The sequence below is a fragment of the Pseudomonas sp. BJa5 genome (assembly GCF_030272875.2).
GTDB lineage: Bacteria > Pseudomonadota > Gammaproteobacteria > Pseudomonadales > Pseudomonadaceae > Aquipseudomonas.
Window position 1 is genome coordinate 77,678 of the sequence record NZ_JALRNG020000016.1, and the last position, 25,333, is coordinate 103,010.

A 25,333-nucleotide genomic window follows, 5' to 3' on the forward strand; every position below is an offset into this window, starting at 1 on the left:
CTCTTCAGTTGATCACTTCAACCAGATCGACATCCACCTCACGGCTCATCAGGTGTTTCTCGACCTCACCGGTCAGCTTGACCCGGGTCTTGTCGTTGAACGCCACCGCCGGCAGGTCTTCATCATCGATCTCGACCTTGATGGTGCCGGTGCTGTCCTTGAACTCGTACTTGTCATCATTGTTCAGCTTCTTCACCACGAAGCCCTGCAACACCACCGGGGTGTCGTCGGCGGCATCGTTAGCGGCACTCACCGTGGTCACCGGCTGGGCACCAGGGCCGGTATAGCCGGCAGCCAGGGCGGCGGTACTGAACAGCGGGGCAAGCAGCAGGGCGAGGTAACGGATTTTCATGATCTGGATCCTGTTCGGGTTTCGATAGGAACAGGTTACCCAGGCAGGCTGAATTGAAACTTAATGGCAAAACGCCCGGCATTGGCCGGGCGCTTTGTGGTGCAGCAGAATTTACTGGTGGTACTGCGCCGACAGCTCGTGCACGGCGTTGATGAACGCGCCGGCATGCTCCGGATCGACTTCCGGGGTAATGCCGTGGCCGAGGTTGAACACATGACCGCTGCCATGGCCGTAGCTGGCCAGGATACGTCCGACCTCGGCACGGATGGCCTCAGGCTTGGCGTACAGCACGGTCGGGTCCATGTTGCCCTGCAGGGCGACTTTGCTGCCGACCCGCTGGCGGGCTTCGCCGATGTCGCAGGTCCAGTCCAGGCCCAGGGCATCGGCACCGGCGTCGGCAATGCTTTCCAGCCACAGGCCGCCGTTCTTGGTGAACAGGATCACCGGTACCTTACGCCCTTCGTGCTCACGGATCAGGCCGCTGACGATCTTGCGCATGTAGGCCAGGGAAAACTCCTGGTAGGCCGCCGCCGACAGGTTGCCACCCCAGGTGTCGAAGATCTGCACGGCTTGCGCACCGGCGAGGATCTGGCCATTGAGGTAGCTGGTGACCGACTGCGCCAGCTTGTCGAGCAGCAGGTGCATGGCCTGCGGGTTGTCGTAGAGCATGGCCTTGGTCTTGCGGAAGTCTTTCGACGAGCCGCCTTCGACCATGTAGGTGGCCAGGGTCCAGGGGCTGCCGGAGAAGCCGATCAGCGGCACACGGCCATTGAGCTCACGGCGGATGGTGCTGACCGCGTCCATCACGTAGCCCAGGTCTTTCTGTGGATCAGGGATCGGCAGGGCTTCGATATCGGCCAGGGTGCTGATGACTTTCTTGAAGCGCGGACCTTCGCCGGTCTCGAAGTACAGGCCCTGGCCCATGGCATCGGGAATGGTGAGGATGTCGGAGAACAGGATCGCAGCGTCCAGGGGATAGCGGTCCAGCGGCTGCAGGGTCACCTCGCAGGCGAACTGCGGGTTCATGCACAGGCTCATGAAATCACCGGCCTTGGCGCGGCTGGCGCGGTATTCCGGCAGGTAGCGGCCGGCCTGGCGCATCATCCACACCGGGGTGACGTCTACGGGTTGCTTGAGCAGGGCGCGCAGAAAACGATCGTTCTTCAAGGCAGTCATGTCGGCATCCGGAAAAAAAGTGCGGGCATTTTCTCAGACACCAACAGAAAAGGCACGGTGGGAGCCGTGCCTTTTGTCTATTGGCCTGCGGTAGGTCAATAGATTTTGTTGAATTCATCGCGGGGCAAGCCCGCTCCCACAGGGTTTGTCGAATTTCCTGTGGGAGCGGGCTTGCCCCGCGAAAAGGCTTGTCAGACCTCCAGGTAATCCAGGATCCCTTCGGCGGCATTGCGCCCTTCGAAGATCGCCGTCACCACCAGATCGGAACCGCGGACCATGTCGCCACCGGCGAAGATCTTCGGGTTGCTGGTCTGGTGCTTGAACGCGCCCTTCTCCGGCGCCACCACGCGGCCCTGGCTGTCGGTCTGGATGCTGAACTGCTCGAACCACGGCGCCGGGCTCGGACGGAAACCGAAGGCAATGACCACGGCGTCGGCCGGGATGATTTCCTCGGAACCCGGGATCGGCTCGGGGCTGCGACGGCCACGGGCATCCGGCTCGCCCAGACGGGTCTCGACCACCTTCACGCCTTCGACCTTGTCTTCACCGACAATGGCGATCGGCTGGCGGTTGTAGAGGAACTTCACGCCCTCTTCCTTGGCGTTCTTCACCTCTTTGCGCGAGCCCGGCATGTTCGCCTCGTCACGACGGTAGGCGCAGGTGACGGCCTTGGCGCCCTGGCGGATGGAGGTGCGGTTGCAGTCCATCGCGGTGTCGCCGCCGCCCAGTACCACGACCTTCTTGCCCTTCATGTCGACGAAATCTTCCGGCGACTTTTCAAAGCCCAGGTTGCGGTTGACGTTGGCCACCAGGAAGTCCAGCGCGTCATGCACGCCCGGCAGGTCTTCACCGGGGAAGCCGCCCTTCATGTAGGTGTAGGTGCCCATGCCCATGAATACGGCATCGTACTCGCTGAGCAGCTGCTCCATGCTGATGTCCTTGCCCACCTCGGTGTTGAGGCGGAACTCGATCCCCATGCCGGTGAAGACTTCGCGGCGATTGCTCAGCACGGTCTTTTCCAGCTTGAACTCGGGGATGCCGAAGGTCAGCAGGCCACCGATTTCCGGGTTGCGGTCGAACACCACCGGGGTCACCCCGCCGCGCACCAGCACGTCGGCACAGCCCAGGCCCGCCGGGCCGGCACCGATGATGGCGACACGCTTGCCGGTCGGCTTGACCTTGGACATGTCCGGGCGCCAGCCCATGGCGAAGGCCGTGTCGGTGATGTACTTCTCCACCGAACCGATGGTCACCGCGCCGAAACCGTCGTTGAGGGTGCAGGCACCCTCGCACAGGCGGTCCTGCGGGCACACCCGGCCGCACACTTCCGGCAGGGTGTTGGTCTGGTGCGACAGCTCCGCGGCGGCGAGGATGTTGCCTTCGGACACCAGCTTCAACCAGTTGGGGATGAAGTTGTGTACCGGGCACTTCCACTCGCAGTACGGGTTGCCACAGCCCAGGCAGCGGTGGGCCTGTTCGGCCGACTGCTGGGGTTTGAAGGGCTCGTAGATTTCCACGAACTCTTTCTTGCGTTGACGCAACAGTTTCTTCTTCGGATCCTTGCGCCCGACCTCGATGAACTGGAAGTCATTACTCAGACGTTCAGCCATGTTCAAAACCTCATCAAACTCTTCAGGCGCATATCACTGCGGGTTGGCACGGGTGCTGGACAGCAGGTTCTTCAGGTTCGCCGCCTTCGGCTTGACCAGCCAGAAGCGACGCACGTAGTCGTCCAGGTTCTCCCAGAGCTCACGCCCCCATTCACTGTCGGTTTCTTCGACGTACTCGGTCAGCACGCGGTGCAGATGGCTGCGATAGGCCTCCATCGCTTCACCGGTGATGCGCTGGATTTCCACCAGTTCATGGTTGAGCTTGTCGACGAAGCTGTTGTCCATGTCCAGCACGTAGGCGAAACCGCCGGTCATGCCAGAGCCGAAGTTGTAGCCGGTCTTGCCCAGTACGCAGACAAAACCACCGGTCATGTATTCACAGCAGTGATCGCCCGTGCCCTCGACAACCGCGTGGGCACCGGAGTTACGCACGGCAAAGCGCTCGCCCGCGGTGCCGGCGGCGAACAGCTTGCCGCCGGTGGCGCCATACAGGCAGGTGTTGCCGACGATGGCGCTGTGCTGGGTGGCGAACGGGCTGCCCGCAGGCGGCACGATCACCAGCTTGCCGCCGGTCATGCCTTTACCGACGTAGTCGTTGGCATCACCTTCGAGGTACAGGTTCAGGCCACCGGCGTTCCACACACCGAAGCTCTGGCCGGCAGTGCCCTTGAAGCGGAAGGTGATCGGCGCCTTGGCCATGCCCTGGTTGCCATGCAGGCGCGCGATCTCGCCGGAGATCCGCGCACCGATGGAGCGGTCGCAGTTGCAGATGTCGAGGCTGAACTCGCCACCGCTGAGGTCGCGAATGGCCGGCAGGGCCATGTCGACCATCTTCTCGGCCAGCACGCCCTTGTCGAACGGCGGGTTGCGGTCGACTTCACAGAACTGCGGCTTGTCGGCCGGCACGTGCGGGCTGCCCAGCAGCGGGCTGAGGTCCAGGTACTTCTGCTTCTCGGTTTCACCGGGGAGCATTTCCAGCAGGTCGGTGCGCCCGATCAGCTCACCGAGGCTGCGCACGCCCAGCTTGGCCAGCCACTCACGGGTCTCTTCGGCCACGTAGGTGAAGAAGTTCACCACCATGTCGACGGTACCGATGTAGTGGTCTTTGCGCAGCTTGTCGTTCTGGGTGGCGACGCCGGTGGCGCAGTTGTTCAGGTGACAGATGCGCAGGTATTTGCAGCCCAGGGCGATCATCGGCGCAGTACCGAAGCCGAAGCTTTCGGCGCCGAGGATCGCCGCCTTGATCACGTCCAGGCCGGTTTTCAGGCCGCCGTCGGTCTGTACCCGGACCTTGCCGCGCAGGTCGTTGCCACGCAGGGTCTGGTGGGTTTCAGCCAGGCCCAGTTCCCACGGCGCACCGGCGTACTTGATCGAGGTCAGCGGCGAAGCGCCGGTGCCACCGTCGTAGCCGGAGATGGTGATCAGGTCGGCATAGGCCTTGGCCACGCCGGCGGCGATGGTGCCGACGCCCGCTTCTGCCACCAGCTTGACCGAGACCAGCGCCTGCGGGTTGACCTGCTTGAGGTCGAAGATCAGCTGCGAGAGGTCTTCGATCGAGTAGATGTCGTGGTGCGGCGGTGGCGAGATCAGGGTCACGCCCGGTACCGCATAACGCAGGCGGGCAATCAGGCCGTTGACCTTGCCGCCTGGCAGCTGGCCGCCCTCGCCCGGCTTGGCGCCCTGGGCCACCTTGATCTGCAGCACTTCGGCGTTGACCAGGTACTCGGGGGTGACACCGAAACGACCGGTGGCCACCTGCTTGATCTTCGAGCTCTTGATGGTGCCGTAGCGGGCCGGGTCTTCGCCGCCCTCGCCGGAGTTGGAACGCGCGCCCAGGCGGTTCATGGCCTCGGCCAGTGCTTCGTGCGCCTCAGGCGACAGCGCGCCCAGGGAAATACCGGCGGAGTCGAAGCGCTTGAGGATTGCCTCCAGTGGCTCGACTTCTTCCAGGGCCAACGCCTGGTCGGCGACCTTGACCTTCAGCAGGTCGCGGATCATCGACACCGGACGGTTGTCCACCAGCGCGGTGTATTCCTTGAACTTCTCGTAGTCGCCCTGCTGCACGGCGGCTTGCAGGGTGTTGACCACGTCCGGGTTGTAGGCGTGGTATTCGCCACCGTGGACGAACTTCAGCAGGCCACCCTGCTGGATCGGCTTGCGCGGGCTCCAGGCTTCGGCGGCCAGCAGCTTCTGCTCGCTCTCAATGTCGACGAAACGCGCGCCCTTGAGGCGGCTGGCAACGCCCCTGAAGCTCAGGCCGACCACTTCCTCGGACAGGCCGACGGCCTCGAACAGCTGCGCACCGCGGTACGAACCGACGGTGGAGATGCCCATCTTCGAGAGGATCTTCAGCAGGCCCTTGGAGATGCCCTTGCGGTAGTACTTGAAGACTTCGTCCAGGTCGCCCAGCACTTCGCCGGTGCGGATCAGGTCGGCCAGCACTTCATAGGACAGGTACGGGTACACCGCCGAGGCGCCGAAACCGATCAACACGGCGAAGTGGTGCGGGTCGCGGGCGGTCGCGGTTTCGACCAGGATGTTGCTGTCGCAACGCAGGCCCAGTTCGGTCAGGCGGTGGTGCACGGCACCGACGGCCAGCGAGGCATGGGCCGGCAGCTTGCCCGGCGCGATATGGCGGTCGCTCAGCACCAGCTGGGTCTTGCCGCTGCGCACGGCTTCTTCAGCCTGGTCGGCGATATTGCGCACGGCCGCTTCCAGGCCGATGCTCTCGTCGTAGTTCAGGTCGATCAGCTGACGCTCGAAGCCCGGGCGGTCCAGGTTCATCAGCGAGCGCCACTTGGCCGGGGAAATGACCGGCGAGCTGAGGATCACCCGCGAAGCGTGCTCCGGGGATTCCTGGAAGATGTTGCGCTCGGCACCCAGGCAGATCTCCAGCGACATGACGATCGCTTCGCGCAGCGGGTCGATCGGCGGGTTGGTGACCTGGGCGAACTGCTGGCGGAAGTAGTCGTAGGGCGAACGCACGCGCTGCGACAGGACCGCCATCGGCGTGTCGTCGCCCATCGAGCCGACCGCTTCCTGGCCTTGTTCGCCGAGCGGACGCAGCACCTGGTCACGCTCCTCGAAGGTGACCTGGAACATCTTCATGTATTGCTTGAGCTGGTCAGCGTCGTAGCTGGCCACGCCCTGGTCGTCGCTCAGGTCAGCCTGGATGCGCAGGGCATTCTGGCGCAGCCAGCGCTTGTACGGATGGCGCGACTTGAGGCGGTTGTCGATGGCGTCGGTGTCGAGGATCTGGCCGGTCTCGGTGTCCACGGCGAAGATCTGGCCCGGGCCGACACGGCCCTTGGCGATGACGTCTTCAGGCTTGTAGTCCCACACGCCGATTTCCGACGCCAAGGTGATGTAGCCGTTCTTGGTAGTGACCCAGCGCGCCGGACGCAGGCCGTTGCGGTCGAGCAGGCAGACCGCATGGCGACCTTCGGTCAGCACGATACCCGCCGGGCCGTCCCAGGCTTCCATGTGCATGGAGTTGTATTCGTAGAACGCGCGCAGGTCGGCGTCCATGGTCTCGACGTTCTGCCAGGCTGGCGGCACCAGCATGCGCACGCCGCGGAACAGGTCGATGCCACCGGTGACCATCAGTTCCAGCATGTTGTCCATGCTCGAGGAGTCGGAACCGACGCGGTTGACCAGCGGGCCGAGTTCTTCCAGGTCCGGGATCAGGTCGTTGGCGAACTTGGTGCGACGGGCCTGGGCCCAGTTACGGTTGCCGGTGATGGTGTTGATCTCGCCGTTGTGGGCGAGGAAGCGGAATGGCTGGGCCAGCGGCCATTTCGGCAGGGTGTTGGTGGAGAAGCGCTGGTGGAACACGCAAATGGCGGTCTGCAGGCGCTCGTCATCCAGGTCCGGATAGAAGGCGGCGAGGTCCGCCGGCATCATCAGGCCCTTGTAGATGATGGTCTTGTGCGAAAAGCTGCAGATGTAGTGGTCGGTATCGGCGGCGTTGGCCACCGAGGAGCGACGACGGGCGCTGAACAGCTTGATGGCGAATTCCTGATCGCTCAGGCCTTCACCGCCGACGAACACCTGCTCGATCTGCGGCAGGCGCTCCAGGGCCAGGCGACCGAGGACGCTGGTATCGATCGGCACCTTGCGCCAGCCCACCAGTTGCAGGCCGGCCGCGAGGATTTCGCGATTCATGTTCTCGCGTGCGGCTTCGGCGCGGGTGTTGTCCTGATTGAAGAACACCATGCCCACCGCGTACTGCTTGGGCAGCTCGACGCCGAACTGCTCCTGGGCCACGGCCCGCAGGAACTGATCGGGCTTTTGCATCAACAGGCCGCAACCGTCGCCGGTCTTGCCATCAGCGTTGATACCGCCGCGGTGCGTCATGCAGGTCAACGCCTGCATAGCCGTTTGCAGAAGGTGGTGGCTGGGTTCACCCGTCATATGGGCGATCAGGCCGAAACCACAGTTATCCTTGAATTCTTCGGGATGGTACAGACCTGTTTTCATAGACACTTTCTCACCAGGTTCGCCTCTCACCAAGGCAAATCTCTTTTTAGTACAACCACTTACCATCCACGCCGAACGAACGCCAGCTTTGCGGGGGCAATAGGGGAGCCATTGTTGCACAGCGACAGGGAAGCCCACAAATTTACGACGAATTGTCGTAAACCCATGTCGCATTTTTGAATGTTTTTAAGCGTGCGCCGTGGTAACGGCATGGCTTGAGTCTGAAGCGTTTCAGCCTGGACTGCAAGATGGGCTTTTGGCCGGCAGTCTGGGACAGAAAAGCCTGCCGCGTAGTACGCAGCAGGCTTGACCGAGTTTCAGGAGTCGCTCAGCAGGTGGCGGGGGTAGTGCCACCAGGCTATGTCAGCGGGTCGCAGCCAGTTCTTGTTGGACACTGGCGACGGTACGAGGCCAAGGTTTACCAGCCTGGACCTTGGCTGGCAAGGCCTTGATTGCAGCGAGCGCTGCATCGCGGCTGGCGAAGTTGCCGTAAGTGATCACGTACAGCGGCTTGCCCTGCAGGGTTTTCTTGAAGTAGCGATAGTCGCCACCCTGGGCCTTCACATAGGCCTGGGCGGAAGCCTCGGAGCTGGTGCCAAGGATTTGCACGACATAATTGCCCGGCTTCTGCCCGGCGTACCAGCTACCACCTGCAGCGGGCTTGGCGGCAGGCTGGGCGGCGGGCTTGACCGTTGCAACCTGGACAGGCGCAGGCTTGGCTGCTGGCGCAACCGGCTTGCTGGCAGCAGGTGCAACCGGTTTTGGCGCCGGCGCGACAGGTTGCGCCTTGGCAACGGGCGGCGTGGCCGGTTGAGCTTGGGCTACAGGCTGTGCCGGCGCTGGCGCAGGGCCAGGCTGAACGCCAGCAGGCGGCGCAATGGTGGTGACGGTCGGTGGCTGCAGCGCGGTGTCACCGGCCGGACCCCCTTCGTCACCCTCGCCCATGCCAGCGGCTTCGGCCAGCGGGCCACGCATTACCGGCTGCGACTGCCCCACCAGCGGCAACGGCATCGGCTGCGAGTTGCCGGCGAATTCGATGGCCGGGCTGCCGTTGTTAGACTGCGCGTCGCCAGGCTGGCCCTGCCCCAGTGGCAGCTGCGCCTGTTCGGCCGGCGCCGTCGGCGCCTGGTCGCTCTTTTTCGGCATCAGCACAGCCGCACCCACGGCGACCACGACGACAGCAGACAGCGCCAGCACATGTTTCTTAGGCATATTGAACCCCATTGATGGTCGCTTCGCCGTGGTCCGGCTGGCGATCATGGCTTCGATCAAGGTATCGCGGGCGACCTGGTTGATTGCCCCAGGCCAGCCATCGGAGTGTTGGTGAATATCGACGATCTGTTCATTGGTGAACACCTCGATGCCCCGCCCGGCACCTTCCAGGCGCTGCTCCAGGTATTCCCGGGTTTCTTCTTCGCTGTAGGGCGCAAGCTCGATGACATGGAAACGCTCCATGTCGGCGCTTTGCGCCTCCAGCCCGGCGATCAGTGACGGTTCGCCGAACAGGAACACGTGCGGACGCCCTTCCGGGGTACCCGCCGCCAGCTCCAGCAAGGCTTGGAGTGCCGACTCTTCCAGTTGTTCCGCATCGTCCACCAGCAAATAGACTTCCTGGCCGGTCAAGGCCAGTTGCACGATCTGGGCGAGCAGTTCAGGGACTTCCGGCTGGGCAACGCCAAGGGCCTGGGCCACCTGGCCGAGGACGCTGGCGGCATCGCTGGCACCGCGCGCGGAAACCACCACGCTTTGCACCGACTGCTTGTTGGTGCTGGCGACCAGCGCCTGACGCAGCAGGGTCTTGCCGCTGCCCTGAGGACCGGTCACCACCAGCAGCAACTGGCTGTAGCGGGCCAGGTGGTGCAACTGGCCAAGCACCGGCTTGCGCTGGGCCGGGAAAAACTTGAAACCCGGCACCCGTGCAGCGAAGGGGTCATGGTTCAACTGGTAATGGCCGAGAAAGGCCTCGTCGGCATGCAGACTAGTCATCGAACTCTCATCAACCTCAAAGCTGGGCCACGATAGCGCGGTAATCCGCCGCCAGCGTGGCCTGAAGAATCTCTTTCGGGTAGTCGTCGGTGACCACCGCCTCGCCCATGTGGCGCAGCAGGACCAGCCGCAGACGACCGTCGAGTACCTTTTTATCGACCGCCATGTGCTCCATGAACTGGGCCGGGGTCATTGCTTCCGGTGGCACCACCGGCAAGCCGGCGCGCTGGAACAGGCGGATACCCCGGTCACGCTCCTGCTGGCTGATCCAGCCCAGGCGCATGGACATCTCCAGTGCCATCACCGTGCCAGCTGCAACGGCCTCACCATGCAACCAGACACCATAGCCCATGTGGGTCTCGATGGCGTGGCCGAAGGTATGGCCGAGGTTGAGGGTGGCGCGCACGCCGGACTCGCGCTCATCGGCGCCGACCACGGCGGCCTTGGCCGCACAGGAGCGACGGATGGCTTCGGTCAGGGCAACCTGGTCCAGGCCGCGCAAGGCGTCCATGTTCGCTTCGAGCCAGCCCAGGAAGGGTTCGTCACAGATCAGGCCGTACTTGATGACCTCGGCCAGCCCCGCCGACAGCTCGCGCGCAGGCAGGGTGCTGAGGCTGGCAGTGTCGATCAGCACCGCGTTGGGCTGGTAGAAGGCGCCGACCATGTTCTTGCCCAGCGGGTGGTTGATGCCGGTCTTGCCGCCCACCGACGAATCGACCTGGGACAACAGGGTGGTCGGCACCTGGATGAAGTCCACGCCACGCTGGTAGCAGGCCGCGGCAAACCCGGCCATGTCGCCGATCACGCCGCCGCCCAGGGCAACCACGGTGGTGCGACGATCGTGCCGCGCGGTCAGCAGGGCATCGAAAATCAGTTGCAGGGTTTCCCAGTTCTTGTGGGCTTCGCCATCGGGCAGCACCACCGGCAGCACCGAATAGGCACCCAGGGTACGGCTCAGACGTTCAAGGTAGAGGGGCGCGACCGTCTCGTTGGAGACAATGGCAACCTGCCGGCCGGCAATGTGCGGTGCCAGCAGTTCCGTTTGATCCAGCAAGCCTTCGCCGATGTAGATCGGGTAGCTACGTTCGCCCAGTTCGACCTTTAGTGTCTGCATGTGTCCCCACAATGAACAAGGCGCGGCATCGATGGCTCGAACCGCGCGATAACGGTGTGCCCTGTCACGGCATGACGGGTGGCCGAGGATAAGCCCGGCTCAACGGGGCGGCAACTTCTGCAAGCGCTCGAGAATATCCTGCACCACCATCCGCGGCGGCCGCTCGTCGGTTTCCACCACCAGGTCGGCGATCTCGCGATACAGCGGATCACGGATCTCCAGCAAGGCGCGCAGGGTCGCTTCCGGGTTGGCGGTACGCAGCAACGGGCGGTTGCGGTCACGCGCGGTGCGCCCGACCTGCTGCTCGACCGAGGCGTGCAGGTACACCACCCGGCCACCGGCATGCAGGGCCTGGCGGTTGGCATCGCGCATCACCGCGCCACCGCCGGTGGCCAGGACCACGCCGTCGAAGGCACAGAGCTCGGCGATCATCGCCTGCTCACGATCACGAAAGCCCGGTTCGCCTTCCTTGTCGAAGATCCACGGGATATTGGCGCCCGTGCGCAGTTCAATTTCCTTGTCGGAATCCTTGAACGGCAGGCGCAGCTCTTTGGCCAGCAGGCGGCCGATGGTGCTTTTACCAGCACCCATGGGCCCCACAAGTATCAAATTTCGCACAGAATCAACGACTCACAGCAATCGCCTGGTCACTCATGATACGCGGAGTCAGGAAGACCAGCAGCTCGGATTTTTTCTCTTGTAGAACATCGCGACGAAACAGCCGACCAACATACGGCACATCGCCGAAAAATGGCACCTTATCGACAACTTTACTTTGCACCGTCGAGTACACGCCACCGATTACGATGGTGTCGCCGTCACTGACATGGACCTTGGCATTGACCTCGTTCTTGCGGATCGGCGGCACCTGGGCCAGGGCATTGAGGTAGTCCGGCTCGTCCTTGGTCACCTTCACGGCCATGATCACCCGGTTGTCGGGCGTGATCTGCGGCGTTACCTCCAGAGACAGCGACGCTTCGCGAAAGGTCACGGACGTGGCGCCACTGCCACTGGTTTCCTGGTAGGGCACCTCGGTGCCCTTGAGGATCCTCGCGGTCTCCCGGTCAGCGGTCACGACCTTGGGCTGGGAGATGATTTCGCCGTTGCCGGACTTTTCCATGGCACTGAGTTCAAGGTCGAGCAGCACAGTGTCGCGCAGCACGCCCACACCAATGGCGGAAGTGGCGCGCTCCACGCCCAGGTCGACAAAGGCATCGCCGGCACCCAGGCTCAAGCCGTTGCCCAACTGCACCTCGCCACCCCAGCGCACCCCCAGGCTTTTCTCGTAATCGACATTGGCCTCGACGATCCGCGCCTCGATCATCACCTGACGCACCGGCACATCCAGGCGGGCGATCAGTTGCCGCAGTTCGTCCAGGCGCTGCGGGAGCTCCCGCACGATCAAGGTGTTGGTGCGCTCGTCGACGCTCACCATACCGGGCGTGACGCCCCGGGGGTCGGTGGCTTTCATCGACTGGAAGATGGTCGCGATATCGGCGGCACGCGCATAGTTCAAGGGCAACAACGCCTGCTGCAGCGGCAATGACGCTGCGATCTGCTGGCGGCCCTCCAGCACCTGGCGCTCCTGCTCGGCCAGCGCGCCCACGGGTGCCACCAGCAGGACATTACCCTGCTCACGCTTCTCCAGCCCCTTGCTGCGCAGCACCAGGTCCAGCGCCTGCTCCCAGGGCACATCCTGCAGACGCAGGGTCAACCGGCCCTGCACCGCGTCGCTGGCAACCAGATTGACCCCGGAAAAGTCCGCCAGCACCTGCAACACCGCACGTACCTCGACATCCTGGAAGTTCAGCGACAGCACCTCATGTCGCGATCCTTTGTCAGTCGACGCTGCCAGCGCTGCCTGGGCAATGAACAACACCCCGAACACAACCAACCTGCTTCCTGCTGCCATTGCCACCTCCCTGGCTTACCCCTTCAACCTGCTCTTGCCGACGGCTTGAGGCGCAAAGTGCGACGCCGCTCGACCCAACCCTTGTCGACCACGAACACCGCTTCGACGACTTCAACCTGCCCCTCCTCGATGCTCACCACCCGGCCATGGTCGCGCCCCAGCCGATCGCCCAGCTGCAGGCGGTACACAACCCCGGCCGCACGCAGCAAGGCAAAGCGCACCTGGCGACGAACAAGACTGCCGACCATCTCGAACTGCTCCAATGGCAATCCCTGCAGATCGCCTCGCTGCTGCATGAGCGATGGCTCGAACGGACTGCGCGAAATGCCGGCGGCCGGTGGGGCGAGATCAGCGGTAGCAGTCATCTGCGCGCCCCGCGCACTCGTTCCACGCGCGCGATAGGCACTGGCTCGCACCTGCATACGCAATTGCCCCGGAGCCTGCTCACCGGCCGGGACCAGGGAAAAATCCTGCAGCGTGACCAGCCGGGGCAATCGGGCCAGCCCCAGGGCAAAGGCGGCCAGGGCTGCGTAGCTTCCTTGCAGTTGAAGCTGCATGGGCAACTCGATGTGCTGGTCATGCATGACGTCCGGCAGCCGCTCCAACTGCTCGACGAACAGGCCGTGCTCGTACCCCAGCTGCGCGACATTCTCCAGCAGGCCAGCCATTTCACCACCCGCAGCCAGGCGCCACCTGAGCGTATCGAGGGCCTCGCGTGCCGCAGCCAGTTGCGCCTCACTGTCGGCGAGCGCCTGGACGCGCTCCGCCTTGCCGGCGACCTCGCCGGACAAGCGCCGTGACTGCTCGGTGCGCTCGTCGACATCAACGAACAGCGCACGCAGGTGGACGAAGTAGGCCACTCCCAGCAACACTCCCAGGATGCCCAGCAGCAGCGCCCCTTGCCGCATCCGCGAAGCGCCCGCCAACTGCTGCCAGAGCGGGCCCGACAGCTGACTCATGACGCGCCCCTCGCGATCAGGCTCAACTCGAACGCCTCCCCGGCATCCACCGCCTTGATCTGATGCACATCAGCGTCGCCAAGCTCGGAAGACAGGTTGCGCAATAGTTGAGCGATCAGCGAGCCGGAGTCGGCCACTCCTGTGAGCCGTAATCGCTGGCCTTGAGCTGTCAGCGCCGTCAAGTACACCCCCTGGGGCACGGCGTCTGCCAGCCGCTCCAACAGCGCCACCCGGGACAATCGTCCCGCCTGCAACTGCTCCAGCACCTCAACCCTGTCGCGGATCTGCTCTTGGGCGGCCTTGTGCTGCGCCAACTGTTCCAGCTGGGCATCCAGCGCCTCGATGACCTGCCGCGTGGTGGCATCATCGCGCGCCTGACGCAGCAAGGCCTCCCGAGCGCAAGCATCCACCCGCCAGATCACCAGCAGGGCAACCAGACCCACGCCCAGCATCCCTCCTTGCAGGTGCCGGATACGCCGCTGTAGGCGTTGCTCGCGCCAGGGCAAGAGGTTCATACCAGGCATCGGTCGCCCTCCCGCAGTGCCAGGCCGCAGGCAACCGCCAGGCACGGCGCCTGTGCAGCCAGCGCCTGAGGATCCAGGCCCGGCGCCAGGTCCATGACCCGGAAAGGGTCGGCCTGATGCACAGGCATCCCGAGCCGCTGCTGCAACTGCCCGGGCATGTGACGCTCCAGCGCAGCATCCCCCAGCAGCAGTAACTGCCCCGGCAGTTCGCGCCCGGGGACGGACAACAGGTAACGGTCCACCGCCCTTACCAGCACCTGGGCATCGCGCCCCTGCCCACCCAGCGACAGCTCCCGACGCAGCGGCATCGGCCCCGCATCCTGCTCGTGAATGACCAGGGCATCGCTTTCCAGCTGCAGCAGCAACCTGCGCTGTGCATCGGTGACCGGCAATGCACGGTGCAGGGCATGGTGATCGGCCTCAACCAGGCAAGCGTGCAGCCCGGTAGCATCGAGCGCGACCTCCAGCACCTCCAACAGTGCCAGATGGCAAGCCGCGACCACCATCTGCCGGCGCCCCGGATCGCCAGGGTCGAGGCCGACGACCTGGAAATCGAGGGCGACCTCTTCAAGCGAGAACGGAATGAACTGGGCCGCTTCGGACGGTATTTGCTCGGCAATGGCCTGCTCATCGAGCGACGCCGGCATCGAGATCAGCTTCTCGATCACCAGGGCACCGGGCAACGCCACGGCCACACGCCGGGCGGGCCGCTCCATGCGCCCCAGCGCCTTGAGCAAGGCTGCTGCAACCTGCTCGGGGTCGCCGATCCAGCCATTGTGCATGGCCGCCGCAGGCAAGGGCTCGAGCGCCCAGGCCTGCACCCGGCAACGACCACGACGGCGCTGCAATTGCACCAGTCTGATGAACGGCGGGGTGATTTCTACCCCCAGGAGTGAACCGGCATCCCTGCCAAAGCGTCCAAGCATCGGTCAATTCCTTGCTCGCAGCAGGCCACCGGGCGGACATCGCCCTCACCTGGCTGACACCTCAAACGCCGCGCCCATAACGCGGCGGTGCGAAAAATGCTTATAATGGCCAGCGTTTTTCCTTGTCCGCTGGCCCCGCGCGCAACCCACTTTTCAACCTGGACGCCCAAAAGCCTTGATACGCCTGCTGAAGTTCTTCTGGTGGTCTTTCGTCGCAGTCATTTGCGCTCTCGTGCTCGGTGTGAGCGGCGCGTTTCTGTATCTTAGCCCCAGCTTGCCCTCGGTAGAGGCCCTCAGAAGCATCCAGTTGCAGATCCCTTTGCGGGTCTACAGCAGCGACGGAAAGCTGATTGCCGAATTCGGCGAAATGCGCCGTTCTCCCATACGTTTCGCCGACATTCCACCGCATTTCATCCAGGCTTTGCTCTCGGCCGAAGATGACAACTTTGCCAATCACTATGGCGTCGACCCCAGCAGTCTGATGCGTGCTGCAACACAATTGCTCAAGTCCGGGCACATCCAGACCGGCGGCAGCACCATCACCATGCAGGTGGCGAAGAACTTCTTCCTGACCAGCGAACGCAGCTTCTCGCGCAAGACCAACGAGATTCTCCTGGCCCTGCAGATCGAGCGTGAACTGACCAAGGACGAGATCCTCGAGCTGTACGTCAACAAGATCTACCTGGGCAACCGTGCCTACGGCATCGAGGCCGCCGCACAGGTCTACTACGGCAAGTCGATCCGCGACATCAGCCTGGCGCAGATGGCCATGATCGCCGGCCTGCCCAAGGCGCCGTCGCGCTTCAACCCGCTGGCCAACCCGGTGCGCGCCAAGGAGCGCCGCGACTGGATCCTGGGGCGCATGTACAAGCTGGGCAAGATCGACGAAGCCAGCTACCAGGCCGCCCTGGCCGAGCCGATCAACGCCAGCTATCACGTTCCTACGCCCGAGGTCAGTGCCCCCTACATCGCCGAAATGGCCCGCGCCGAAATGGTCGGCCGTTACGGCAGCGACGCCTACACCGAAGGTTTCCGGGTCACCACCACGGTGCCGAGCGACCTGCAGGAAATCGCCAACAAGGCCGTCCTCGACGGGCTGAGCACTTATGACGAGCGTCATGGCTACCGCGGACCGGAAGCACGCTTCCCGGGCAAGACCCTGGCAGCCTGGCAGCAGGAACTGAGCAAGCAGCGCAGCCTTGGCGGCCTGGAGCCGGCCATCGTCACCCAGGTCAGCAAGACCGGCCTGCAAGTGCTGACCCGCGCCAACCAGCAGGAAAGCGTGGCCTGGGACACCATGAAATGGGCCCGCCCGTTCCTCAACACCAACAGCCAGGGGCGCGCACCGCAGCAGCCTGCCGACGTTGCCCAGGTGGGCGACCTGATCCGTGTCCAGCGCCTGGACGATGGCAGCCTGAAGTTCAGCCAGGTTCCCGCGGCGCAAAGCGCGCTGGTCTCGCTGGACCCGAACAGCGGCGCCATCCGCGCCCTGGTCGGTGGCGTTTCCTTCGAGCAGAGCAACTACAACCGTGCCATGCAGGCCAAGCGCCAGCCGGGTTCGAGCTTCAAGCCCTTCGTCTACAGCGCCGCACTGGACAACGGCTACACCGCCGCCAGCCTGGTCAACGATGCCCCCATCGTGTTCGTCGACGAGTACCTGGACAAGGTCTGGCGTCCGAAGAACGACACCAACACCTTCCTCGGCCCGATCCGCATGCGCGAAGCGCTGTACAAGTCGCGCAACCTGGTATCGATCCGCCTGCTGCAGGCCATGGGCGTCAGCCGCACCATCGACTACATCAGCAAGTTCGGCTTCAACAAGCAGGACCTGCCGCCCAACCTGTCCCTGGCCCTGGGCACCGCGACCCTGACACCGATGGAAATCGCCACCGGCTGGAGCACCTTTGCCAACGGCGGCTACAAGATCACCCCGTACCTGATCGAGCGTATCGAAAGCCGCAACGGCGAAACGCTGTTCACCGCCAACCCGCCACGGGTTCCGCAGACGACCCAGGATCAGCTCGGCATCGCCGCACCTGAAACGCCGATCAGCATCCAGCTGCCGGGCGAAGCCGCCACCAGCGCCTCGTTCGATGCCGCGCAGACCGCCACCCAGGCGCCGGCCGTGGCCGAGCGCATCATCGATGGTCGCACCACCTACATCCTCACCAGCATGCTCCAGGACGTGATCAAGCGCGGTACCGGGCGTCGCGCCCTGGCCCTGGGCCGTACCGACCTCGCAGGCAAGACCGGTACCACCAACGAATCCAAGGACGCCTGGTTCTCGGGCTACAACGCCGACCTGGTGACCACGGTCTGGGCCGGATTCGATCAGCCGGAAACCCTGGGCCGTCGCGAATATGGCGGTACCGTAGCGCTGCCGATCTGGATGAACTTCATGGGCCCGGCGCTCAAGGACAAGCCCAACCATGCCCCGGCCGAACCGCAAGGCATCCTCAGCCTGCGGGTTGACCCGGTCAGTGGCCGGGCCGCTTCGCCGGACAACCCCAACGCCTACTTCGAGCTGTTCAAGGTCGAAGACACCCCGCCTACGGGCAGCGAACTGGGCAACGGCTCCGCCCCCGGCAGCCCGCTGCCAGCGGACGAGGCAGCGCCGATCGACCTGTTCTGATCACTTCACTGTGGGAGCGGGCTTGCCCCGCGATTGCGATCTACCGCTCACATCGCAATCGCGGGGCAAGCCCGCTCCTACAGAGGCAGCCACAAAAAAGCCCCGGCTCTCGCGAGCCGGGGCTTTTAGTTACGCGTTGCAGCTAATCGCGAGACAAGCCCGCTCCCACATTAGCCGTTGAACACGTCATCCACGCTCTTGAGCGGGTAGTTCGTCGGATACGGCAGGGTCGCCACACCGGTCTCGATCGCAGCCTTGGCCACGGCGTCGGAAACGACGGTGATCAGACGGGCATCCATTGGCTTCGGAATGATGTACTCACGGCCGAATTCCAGCGCGTCGACGCCGTAAGCTGCGCAGACTTCCTTAGGCACTGGCAGCTTGGCCAGGTCTTTCAGGGCGTTGGCGGCAGCGATCTTCATTTCTTCGTTGATGCGCTTGGCGCGAACGTCCAGGGCACCGCGGAAGATGAACGGGAAGCCCAGTACGTTGTTGACCTGGTTCGGGTAGTCGGAACGACCGGTGGCCATGATCACGTCGCTACGGGTAGCGTGCGCCAGCTCCGGGGAGATCTCCGGATCCGGGTTGGAGCAGGCGAAGACGATCGGGTTGGCCGCCATCGACTTCAGGCCTTCAGGGCTCAGCAGGTTCGGGCCGGACAGGCCGACGAACACGTCAGCGCCTTCCAGGGCATCGGCCAGGGTGCGCTTGTCGGTGGCGTGGGCGAACACAGCCTTGTACTGGTTCAGGTCGCTACGGCCAGCGTGGATCACGCCAGTGCGGTCAACCATGAAGATGTTCTCGATCTTCGCGCCCATGCTCACCAGCAACTTCATGCAGGAGATGGCGGCAGCGCCAGCGCCCAGGCAGACGATCTTGGCTTCTTCGAGTTTCTTACCGGCGATTTCCAGGGCGTTGATCATGCCGGCAGCGGTCACGATCGCGGTACCGTGCTGGTCATCGTGGAACACCGGGATGTCGCACTGTTCGATCAGGGTGCGCTCGATCTCGAAGCACTCGGGTGCCTTGATGTCTTCGAGGTTGATGCCACCGAAGGTGATGGAGATGCGGCGGACGGTGTCGATGAAGGCTTGCGGGCTCTCCGACTCGACTTCGATGTCGAACACGTCGATGCCGGCGAAGCGCTTGAACAGAACACCCTTGCCTTCCATGACAGGCTTGGAGGCCAGTGGGCCGAGGTCACCCAGGCCGAGGATGGCGGTGCCGTCGGAAATGACTGCTACCAGATTGCCCTTGCCGGTGTACTTGTAGGCCAGCTCCGGATCGCGACCAATTTCACGTACCGGCTCGGCCACGCCAGGGCTGTAGGCCAGCGCCAGGTCGCGAGCAGTCGCGGTAGGTTTGGTGAGCTCGACGCTCAGTTTCCCCGGACGAGGCTGAGCATGGTATTCGAGAGCGGCGGTTTTCAAATCTGACATGGTGGGCATTCCGCTATTTACTGTTCTGACGGACCGCCGAGGATACGCAAAGAGCAAAGGGCCGACAAGACTGGCCGGTCACTTGTGTCAAGGCCTTTAACCTACGACTTTCCGCCAAGAGCCGCAGCCCGCAAGGGTTTCAATGTGTACAATCGTACAAAAAAATGTTCACAATTTTTTATCCAGAGACCCTTTCCAGCATCGATGGATCGGTCAATGGCAGCAACCAGCGCCTCTGCCCTTGCTTCAAGCCGCCTTTGCGGGAACGATCCAGCACCCAACCGCGAGCTTCGATGGTGCGCCCCTTGAGGCCATCAAAGAATGAAGCGGGGAAATTGCGCTGCAGTTTCGCCGGCACCTGAAGCACCAGGGCGCTGTCGATTTCGATCCAGATTCCGCCGCGATTGCGCTCGATACCCATCACTTTGCCGCTGATGATCGCAAAACCGGATTGCTGCACCTGAGCCGACGAAACCACCGGAGAGCGCCGCCACACCCCCACGCCTTGCTGACGAGCGGTACGCTCGGCCTGCTGCTGGCAGCCACTCAGGTCGACGTTCGGGGCAACGGCCACGCGATAGCCAAGGCCTTCACTGAGCAGTCGGGCCTCGAAATTGTCGCCAGAGCGACCGTAGATATGTGCCAGGGTCCGACCGTACTTGTCCCGGGACTCGACGCCCGGCACCAGCCCAACCTCGCCGCCACTGGCCTTGACCAGCGCCTGCAGACGCTGACGGGCGGTCTCGGCAAAGGCTTCGCTGGCCCGGCCCTTGCGGCCGATTTCCGGTGCATTGAGGCCAATCAGACGAACGCTGCGACCATCTTCCAGACGCAAGGTATCGCCGTCGACCACCTGGCGCACGCTGACGCGCTGGGGATCGACCGGGGCCGGGCAGAAGGCCAGCGCCGGCAACTGCCAAATGACGCCCACAAAAAAGGCGCCCACAAGGGACGCCTTTTTCAGCAACATTGCCAGACCCGCGGGGCCAGCATTGCGCATTCTTACTTCTTGGCACCGAACATGCCGAAGCGATCTGCGAACTTCTGTACGCGGCCGCCGGTGTCCAGAACCTTTTGCTTACCGGTGTAGAACGGGTGGCATTCGTTGCAAACGTCGGTGCCCAGTGGAGCGCACAGGGTCGAACGGGTTTCGAACGAGTTACCGCAGCTGCAGGTGACTGCGACTACTTCATAATTCGGGTGAATTTCTGGTTTCATGGTCACTTCCTCGACTGCGTGCCGCCACCCAACACCATTGTTGAATACCGCACGTAATTAGGCGGCGAATAATACCAGAGCATGCTGCCAACGCAAGTTGTCGCTTGCACCGACCGTCGTCTGCTAGGCTCGCCTGGTCTTGGAATCCCCCTTCAGAGAACTCTTCGCGTGTCCGACGTCATTCTGCGCCTTGCCCTGCCCTCGCCCCTGCGGCGACTGTTCGACTACAGGGCGCCGGCCAGCATGGCGCGCCAGGCACTGACCCCGGGCATGCGTATCCGCGTGCCGTTCGGGCGCCGGGAGATGATCGGCATCCTGATCGAGACCAGCGACAAGAGCGAGGTGCCGGCGGACAAGCTCAAGCCGGCGATCGCCCTGCTCGATCCGGTCACACCGATTCCCCCGCCCCTGTTCAAGCTGTGCCTGTGGACCGCGCAGTACTACCAGCACAGCCTCGGCGACACCCTGAACTGGGCCTTGCCGGTGCTGCTGCGCCAGGGCGAGCCGGCAGAGGCGCGCCAGGAGCGTTTCTGGCAGATCGCGCCGGGCGCGCGCCTGGACGACCCGCGCATCGCCCGTGCCCCGCGCCAGCGCGAAGCCCTCGCCACCCTGGCGCAGCACCCCCATGGCATCGCCCACGGCCTGCTGAGCAAGTTCATGCTGAGCAAGGACAGCCTCGACCTGCTGCTGGCCAAGGAGCTGGTCCAGGTCGAAGTGCGCCGTCACGCCGTCCAGGAGCGCCATGAACGCTGGCTGGCGCAGCCCGAGCTGCCGCTGAACGACGAACAACGGGCGGCCTTCAATGCCGTACGCGCAGGTTTCGACAGTTTCCATGCCTTCCTCCTGGCCGGGGTTACCGGCAGCGGCAAGACCGAGGTCTACCTGCAACTGATCCTCGAGACCCTGGAGGCCGGCAAGCAGGCGCTGATCCTGATTCCGGAAATCAACCTCGGGCCGCAGACCCTGGCCCGCTTCGAGCAACGCTTCAACGCCCGCATCGCCCTGCTGCACTCGGCGGTCAACGACCGCGAGCGCCTGGACGCCTGGCTGGCCGCCCGCGACGGCGAGGCCGACATTATCATCGGCACCCGTTCGGCACTGTTCACCCCCATGAAGCACCCGGGGCTGATCATCATCGACGAAGAGCACGACGGCTCCTACAAACAGCAGGAAGGCCTGCGCTACCACGCCCGCGACCTGGCGCTGGTGCGCGCGCGCCAGGAAAACATCCCGATCCTGCTGGGCTCGGCCACGCCGTCGCTGGAGAGCCTGCACAACGCCCACAGCGGCCGCTACGGCCTGCTGCGCCTCAACCAGCGCGCTGGTGGCGCCCAGCAGCCGCGCTTCCTGCGCCTGGACGTGAAGAGCCGGCCCCTGGACAGCGGCATCAGTGGCCCCATGCAACAAGCCATCGGCCAGACCCTGGCCGCCGGCCAGCAAGTGCTGGTGTTCCTCAACCGCCGCGGCTTCGCCCCGACCCTGCTGTGCCACGACTGCGGCTGGATGTCCGAATGCCCGCGCTGCGATGCGCGCATGACCGTGCACCAGCGCTCCTACGAACTGCGCTGCCATCACTGCGGCTACGACGAGCGCCTGCCGCGCCAGTGCCCGCAATGCAACAAGGTCGACCTGCGCCCGGTCGGCGCCGGCACCGAGCGCGCCGAAGAGCGCCTGGGCATCCTCTTTCCGGATTACCCGGTATTGCGCGTGGACCGCGACAGCACCTCGCGCAAGGACGCCATGAACCAGCTGTTCGCCACCATCCAGCGCGGCCAGCCGTGCATCCTGGTCGGCACCCAGATGCTCGCCAAGGGGCACCATTTTCCGCGGGTGACCCTGGTGGCGATCCTCGATGCCGACGGCGGCCTGTTCTCCGGCGACTTCCGCGCCAGCGAGCGCATGGCCCAGTTGATCGTCCAGGTCGCTGGCCGCGCCGGTCGCGCCGAGGAACCCGGCAAAGTGATCATCCAGACCCACCTGGCCGACCATCCATTGCTGGTGCAACTGACCGAGCAGGGCTATTTCGCCTTTGCCGAGCAGGCCCTGAGCGAGCGCCGCGCCGCTGGCTTGCCGCCTTTTGCCCACCTGGCCCTGCTGCGTGCCGAAGCCCACAAGCCCGGACAGGCCGAGGCCTTTCTCGACGAAGCCTGCAGCGCCGCCGAGCAGTTGCTGGCCGAGCACAACCTGGGCGGCATCGAACTGCTCGGCCCGGTACCGGCCCCCATGGAGCGACGGGCGGGACGTTTTCGCGCGCAATTGTTGCTCCAGGCCAATGCCCGGGCGCCTTTGCATCGACTGATCAGCGCCTGGTTGCTACTGTTGGAGCAAATGCCGTCCGGGCGCCAGGTGCGCTGGTCGCTGGATGTGGATCCGGTGGATCTTTATTGATTGCGTCGGCCACATCGCGGGACAAGCCCGCTCCTACAGGGGCGTAACCACTCCCAAAAGGTTGGCAACCTCGCCCCGGCAACGGATAATGTCCAGTTTTTCCACCTGCGCATCGAAGCGCCGCCGCGCCTGCGGTCGAACGAGAAGCCCATGAAAGACACCATTCGCCAGCTGATCCAGCAAGCCCTCACCCAACTCGTCACCGACGGTGTGCTGCCTGAAGGGCTGACGCCGGCGATCCAGGTGGAGAACGCCCGGGACAAGACCCACGGCGATTTCGCCAGCAACATCGCGATGATGCTGGCCAAGCCTGCCGGCATGAAGCCACGCGACCTGGCGGAGAAGATCATCGCCGCCCTGCCTGCCGACGAGCAGGTCAGCAAGGTCGAAATCGCCGGCCCGGGCTTCCTCAACTTCTTCCAGAACACCCAGGCCCTGGCTGCCCGCCTGGACGCCGCGCTGGCCGACGCCAAGCTCGGCGTCAGCAAGGCCGGCCCGCAACAGAAGGTGGTGGTCGACCTGTCGGCCCCTAACCTGGCCAAAGAGATGCACGTCGGCCACCTGCGCTCGACCATCATCGGCGACGCCGTGTCGCGCGTGCTGGAGTTCCTCGGCGACACCGTGATTCGCCAGAACCACGTGGGCGACTGGGGTACCCAGTTCGGCATGCTGATGGCCTACCTGCAGGAAAACCCGATCACCAGCGACGAGCTGTCGGACCTGGAGAACTTCTACCGCGCCGCGAAAAAACGCTTCGACGAATCGGAAGAGTTCGCCGACCGCGCACGCGGCCTGGTGGTCAAGCTGCAAGCCGGCGACGAGGAATGCCTGAAGCTGTGGACCCGCTTCAAGGACATCTCGCTGTCGCACTGCCAGAAGACCTACGAACTGCTCAACGTCAAGCTGACCATGGCCGACGTCATGGGCGAGAGCGCCTATAACGACGACCTGGCCAATGTCGTCAACGACCTCAAGGCCAAGGGCCTGCTGGTCGAGAGCAAGGGCGCCCAGTGCGTGTTCCTCGAAGAGTTCAAGACCGCCGAGGGTGAACCACTGCCGGTGATCGTGCAAAAGGCCGACGGCGGCTACCTGTACGCCACCACCGACCTTGCCGCCGTGCGCTACCGCAGCAACGTGCTCAAGGCCGATCGCGCCCTGTACTTCGTCGACCAGCGCCAGGCCCTGCACTTCAACCAGGTGTTCGAAGTAGCGCGCCTGGCCGGTTTCGTCGGCCACCCGATGCACATGGAACACATGGGCTTCGGCACCATGAACGGCGCCGACGGCCGTCCGTTCAAGACCCGCGATGGCGGCACCGTCAAGCTGATCGACCTGCTGACCGAAGCCAAGGAGCGTGCCTACGCCCTGGTCAAGGAGAAGAACCCGGAGCTGGGTGAAGACGAACTGCGCGCCATCGCCGAAGTCGTCGGCATTGGCGCGGTCAAGTACGCCGACCTGTCCAAGCACCGCACCAGCGACTACAGCTTCAACTTCGAGCTGATGCTCAACTTCGAAGGCAACACCGCCCCTTACCTGCTGTACGCCTACACCCGCGTCGCCGGCGTGTTCCGCAAGCTGGGCAAAGGCTTCGATGAAGTGGACGGGCAGATCATCCTGCAAGCGGCACAGGAGCAGGACCTGGCTGCACGCCTGGCCCAGTTCGGCGAAATCCTGAACAACGTCGCCGAAAAAGGCACGCCGCACGTGCTCTGCGCCTACCTGTACGACGTGGCCGGGCTGTTCTCCAGCTTCTACGAGAACTGCCCGATCCTGGCTGCCGAAACCCCGGAACAGCAACAGAGCCGCCTGCGCCTGGCAGCCCTGACCGGTCGTACCCTCAAGCAAGGTCTGGAACTGCTCGGCCTGGAAACCCTGGAGCGTATGTAAGTTGGCTGCCAAGAAAAAACCCGCACCCAAGCGCGGCGCGAGTCGCAACCAGGCACCTGCCAAACAACCGATTCCGGGCTGGATGTGGCTGGCCATCGGCCTCACGGTCGGTGCTTTCGTTGTGTTCCTGATGAAGCTCGAGCCGGGTAAAGACGAGGTCAAGCGCACCAAGCCCGAACAGGTCAAGGCCGAGAAGGCCGCCGAAGCCAACAAGACCGCGCCGAGCCCGCAGCAACCGGTGAAGCCCAAGTACGACTTCTATACCCTGCTGCCCGAGTCGGAAGTGATCGTGCCGCCGGAAGCCGTGCCGGAGAAGACCCCACCGGTCCCGGCCCAGCCGCCGGTGACCCCGGCCGAAGCCGCCAAGATCGACACCGCACGGGCCCAGGCCGCGCTGATGGGGCAGACGCCACCGCCGGCGCCACCGGTGATCAAGCCGGCGGCGACTACCCAGTTCTTCCTCCAGGCCGGCTCGTTCCGCAAGCAGGCCGATGCCGACAAGGTCCGCGCCCAGATCATCCTGCTTGGCCAGGCGGTCAAGGTGGAGTCCGGCACCGTCAAGGAAGAGACCTGGTACCGGGTGCTGGTCGGTCCGTTCAGCAACCGTGAACAGCTGACCGTGGCCCAGAAGCAACTGGCCGGCAGCGGTTTCAGCAATCTCTTGCTGCAACAGCGCCAGACCCGCCAGTAACCGCCGTCGCGGCCTTGTCGAGCACGACAAGGCCGCGCCA

At 64.1% G+C, this 25,333-nt stretch carries 18 protein-coding genes; 4 read left to right on the top strand and 14 right to left on the bottom strand.

All coding sequences use genetic code 11. The features are described from left to right. Positions 1-4 precede the first annotated feature (4 nt). The 11 genes from M2D63_RS11690 to pilM form a co-directional block, all read right to left on the bottom strand. Positions 5-352 carry a YgiW/YdeI family stress tolerance OB fold protein gene (locus tag M2D63_RS11690; RefSeq protein WP_285863078.1) on the bottom strand — a complete coding sequence of 116 codons (348 nt, stop codon included), beginning with the start codon at positions 350-352 and terminating at the stop codon, positions 5-7. 111 nt (positions 353-463) lie between these two features. After that, a complete protein-coding gene (hemE, locus tag M2D63_RS11695) occupies positions 464-1,528 on the bottom strand; it encodes a uroporphyrinogen decarboxylase (RefSeq protein ID WP_285863079.1) in 1,065 nt (354 codons plus the stop codon). A gap of 191 nt (positions 1,529-1,719) precedes the next feature. Then, a complete protein-coding gene (locus M2D63_RS11700) occupies positions 1,720-3,138 on the bottom strand; it encodes an FAD-dependent oxidoreductase (protein ID WP_285863081.1) in 1,419 nt (472 codons plus the stop codon). Between the two features lie 33 nt (positions 3,139-3,171). Then, positions 3,172-7,617 (bottom strand): glutamate synthase large subunit, encoded by a 4,446-nt coding sequence (gltB, locus tag M2D63_RS11705; RefSeq protein WP_285863082.1) that lies wholly within the window; start codon positions 7,615-7,617, stop codon positions 3,172-3,174. Positions 7,618-7,980: 363 nt separating this feature from the next. Further along, complete coding sequence (locus M2D63_RS11710) at positions 7,981-9,603, bottom strand: AAA family ATPase (RefSeq protein ID WP_285863083.1); 1,623 nt, start codon at positions 9,601-9,603, stop codon at positions 7,981-7,983. A 16-nt stretch (positions 9,604-9,619) separates the two neighbouring features. Beyond that, complete coding sequence (aroB, locus tag M2D63_RS11715; protein ID WP_285863084.1) at positions 9,620-10,717, bottom strand: 3-dehydroquinate synthase; 1,098 nt, start codon at positions 10,715-10,717, stop codon at positions 9,620-9,622. 99 nt (positions 10,718-10,816) lie between these two features. Continuing rightward, positions 10,817-11,335, bottom strand: coding sequence for a shikimate kinase AroK (gene aroK, locus M2D63_RS11720; RefSeq protein ID WP_274294971.1), 519 nt, complete (start codon positions 11,333-11,335; stop codon positions 10,817-10,819). 4 nt (positions 11,336-11,339) lie between these two features. After that, on the bottom strand, positions 11,340-12,629 hold the full coding sequence (locus tag M2D63_RS11725; protein WP_285863085.1) for a type IV pilus secretin PilQ: 1,290 nt from the start codon (positions 12,627-12,629) through the stop codon (positions 11,340-11,342). Between the two features lie 23 nt (positions 12,630-12,652). Beyond that, positions 12,653-13,588: a pilus assembly protein PilP gene (locus M2D63_RS11730; RefSeq protein WP_285863086.1), complete on the bottom strand. Its 936-nt coding sequence runs from the start codon at positions 13,586-13,588 to the stop codon at positions 12,653-12,655. Next, complete coding sequence (locus M2D63_RS11735) at positions 13,585-14,103, bottom strand: PilN domain-containing protein (protein WP_285863087.1); 519 nt, start codon at positions 14,101-14,103, stop codon at positions 13,585-13,587. The genes M2D63_RS11730 and M2D63_RS11735 overlap by 4 nt, the downstream gene beginning before the upstream one ends. After that, positions 14,100-15,038 (bottom strand): type IV pilus biogenesis protein PilM, encoded by a 939-nt coding sequence (gene pilM, locus M2D63_RS11740; RefSeq protein WP_285863088.1) that lies wholly within the window; start codon positions 15,036-15,038, stop codon positions 14,100-14,102. Before pilM ends, M2D63_RS11735 begins: the two co-directional genes overlap by 4 nt. Positions 15,039-15,216: 178 nt before the next feature. Here pilM and M2D63_RS11745 point away from each other — a divergent pair, with 178 nt between their 5' ends. After that, positions 15,217-17,670: a penicillin-binding protein 1A gene (locus tag M2D63_RS11745; RefSeq protein WP_405309845.1), complete on the top strand. Its 2,454-nt coding sequence runs from the start codon at positions 15,217-15,219 to the stop codon at positions 17,668-17,670. A gap of 170 nt (positions 17,671-17,840) precedes the next feature. Here M2D63_RS11745 and M2D63_RS11750 read toward each other — a convergent pair whose 3' ends face one another. The 3 genes from M2D63_RS11750 to rpmE form a co-directional block, all read right to left on the bottom strand. Then, positions 17,841-19,109, bottom strand: a complete 1,269-nt coding sequence (locus tag M2D63_RS11750; protein WP_285863090.1) for a malic enzyme-like NAD(P)-binding protein — start codon at positions 19,107-19,109, stop codon at positions 17,841-17,843. Positions 19,110-19,287: 178 nt separating this feature from the next. Further along, positions 19,288-20,109, bottom strand: a complete 822-nt coding sequence (locus M2D63_RS11755) for a thermonuclease family protein (RefSeq protein ID WP_285863091.1) — start codon at positions 20,107-20,109, stop codon at positions 19,288-19,290. Positions 20,110-20,111: 2 nt separating this feature from the next. Further along, complete coding sequence (gene rpmE, locus M2D63_RS11760) at positions 20,112-20,327, bottom strand: 50S ribosomal protein L31 (protein WP_128321752.1); 216 nt, start codon at positions 20,325-20,327, stop codon at positions 20,112-20,114. 168 nt (positions 20,328-20,495) lie between these two features. On the opposite strand from rpmE, the gene M2D63_RS11765 reads away from it, so the two are divergent. From M2D63_RS11765 to M2D63_RS11775, 3 genes are all read left to right on the top strand, one after another. Further along, on the top strand, positions 20,496-22,715 hold the full coding sequence (locus M2D63_RS11765; RefSeq protein WP_285863092.1) for a primosomal protein N': 2,220 nt from the start codon (positions 20,496-20,498) through the stop codon (positions 22,713-22,715). A 150-nt stretch (positions 22,716-22,865) separates the two neighbouring features. Next, the gene (gene argS, locus M2D63_RS11770; RefSeq protein ID WP_285863093.1) at positions 22,866-24,602 is read left to right on the top strand and encodes an arginine--tRNA ligase; all 1,737 of its coding nucleotides are present in this window, start codon (positions 22,866-22,868) and stop codon (positions 24,600-24,602) included. A gap of 1 nt (position 24,603) precedes the next feature. Beyond that, positions 24,604-25,293 (top strand): SPOR domain-containing protein, encoded by a 690-nt coding sequence (locus tag M2D63_RS11775; RefSeq protein WP_285863094.1) that lies wholly within the window; start codon positions 24,604-24,606, stop codon positions 25,291-25,293. The last annotated feature ends 40 nt before the right edge of the window (positions 25,294-25,333 follow it).

What these genes read in the sequence shown, in the direction of transcription:
- M2D63_RS11690 (WP_285863078.1), bottom strand. Translation starts at nt 352, where the DNA reads ATGAAAATCCGTTACCTCGCCCTGCTGCTTGCCCCGCTGTTCAGTACC.
- hemE (WP_285863079.1), bottom strand. Translation starts at nt 1,528, where the DNA reads ATGACTGCCTTGAAGAACGATCGTTTTCTGCGCGCCCTGCTCAAGCAA.
- M2D63_RS11700 (WP_285863081.1), bottom strand. Translation starts at nt 3,138, where the DNA reads ATGGCTGAACGTCTGAGTAATGACTTCCAGTTCATCGAGGTCGGGCGC.
- gltB (WP_285863082.1), bottom strand. Translation starts at nt 7,617, where the DNA reads ATGAAAACAGGTCTGTACCATCCCGAAGAATTCAAGGATAACTGTGGT.
- M2D63_RS11710 (WP_285863083.1), bottom strand. Translation starts at nt 9,603, where the DNA reads ATGACTAGTCTGCATGCCGACGAGGCCTTTCTCGGCCATTACCAGTTG.
- aroB (WP_285863084.1), bottom strand. Translation starts at nt 10,717, where the DNA reads ATGCAGACACTAAAGGTCGAACTGGGCGAACGTAGCTACCCGATCTAC.
- M2D63_RS11725 (WP_285863085.1), bottom strand. Translation starts at nt 12,629, where the DNA reads ATGGCAGCAGGAAGCAGGTTGGTTGTGTTCGGGGTGTTGTTCATTGCC.
- M2D63_RS11730 (WP_285863086.1), bottom strand. Translation starts at nt 13,588, where the DNA reads ATGAGTCAGCTGTCGGGCCCGCTCTGGCAGCAGTTGGCGGGCGCTTCG.
- M2D63_RS11735 (WP_285863087.1), bottom strand. Translation starts at nt 14,103, where the DNA reads ATGAACCTCTTGCCCTGGCGCGAGCAACGCCTACAGCGGCGTATCCGG.
- pilM (WP_285863088.1), bottom strand. Translation starts at nt 15,038, where the DNA reads ATGCTTGGACGCTTTGGCAGGGATGCCGGTTCACTCCTGGGGGTAGAA.
- M2D63_RS11750 (WP_285863090.1), bottom strand. Translation starts at nt 19,109, where the DNA reads ATGTCAGATTTGAAAACCGCCGCTCTCGAATACCATGCTCAGCCTCGT.
- M2D63_RS11755 (WP_285863091.1), bottom strand. Translation starts at nt 20,109, where the DNA reads ATGCGCAATGCTGGCCCCGCGGGTCTGGCAATGTTGCTGAAAAAGGCG.
- rpmE (WP_128321752.1), bottom strand. Translation starts at nt 20,327, where the DNA reads ATGAAACCAGAAATTCACCCGAATTATGAAGTAGTCGCAGTCACCTGC.
- argS (WP_285863093.1), top strand. Translation starts at nt 22,866, where the DNA reads ATGAAAGACACCATTCGCCAGCTGATCCAGCAAGCCCTCACCCAACTC.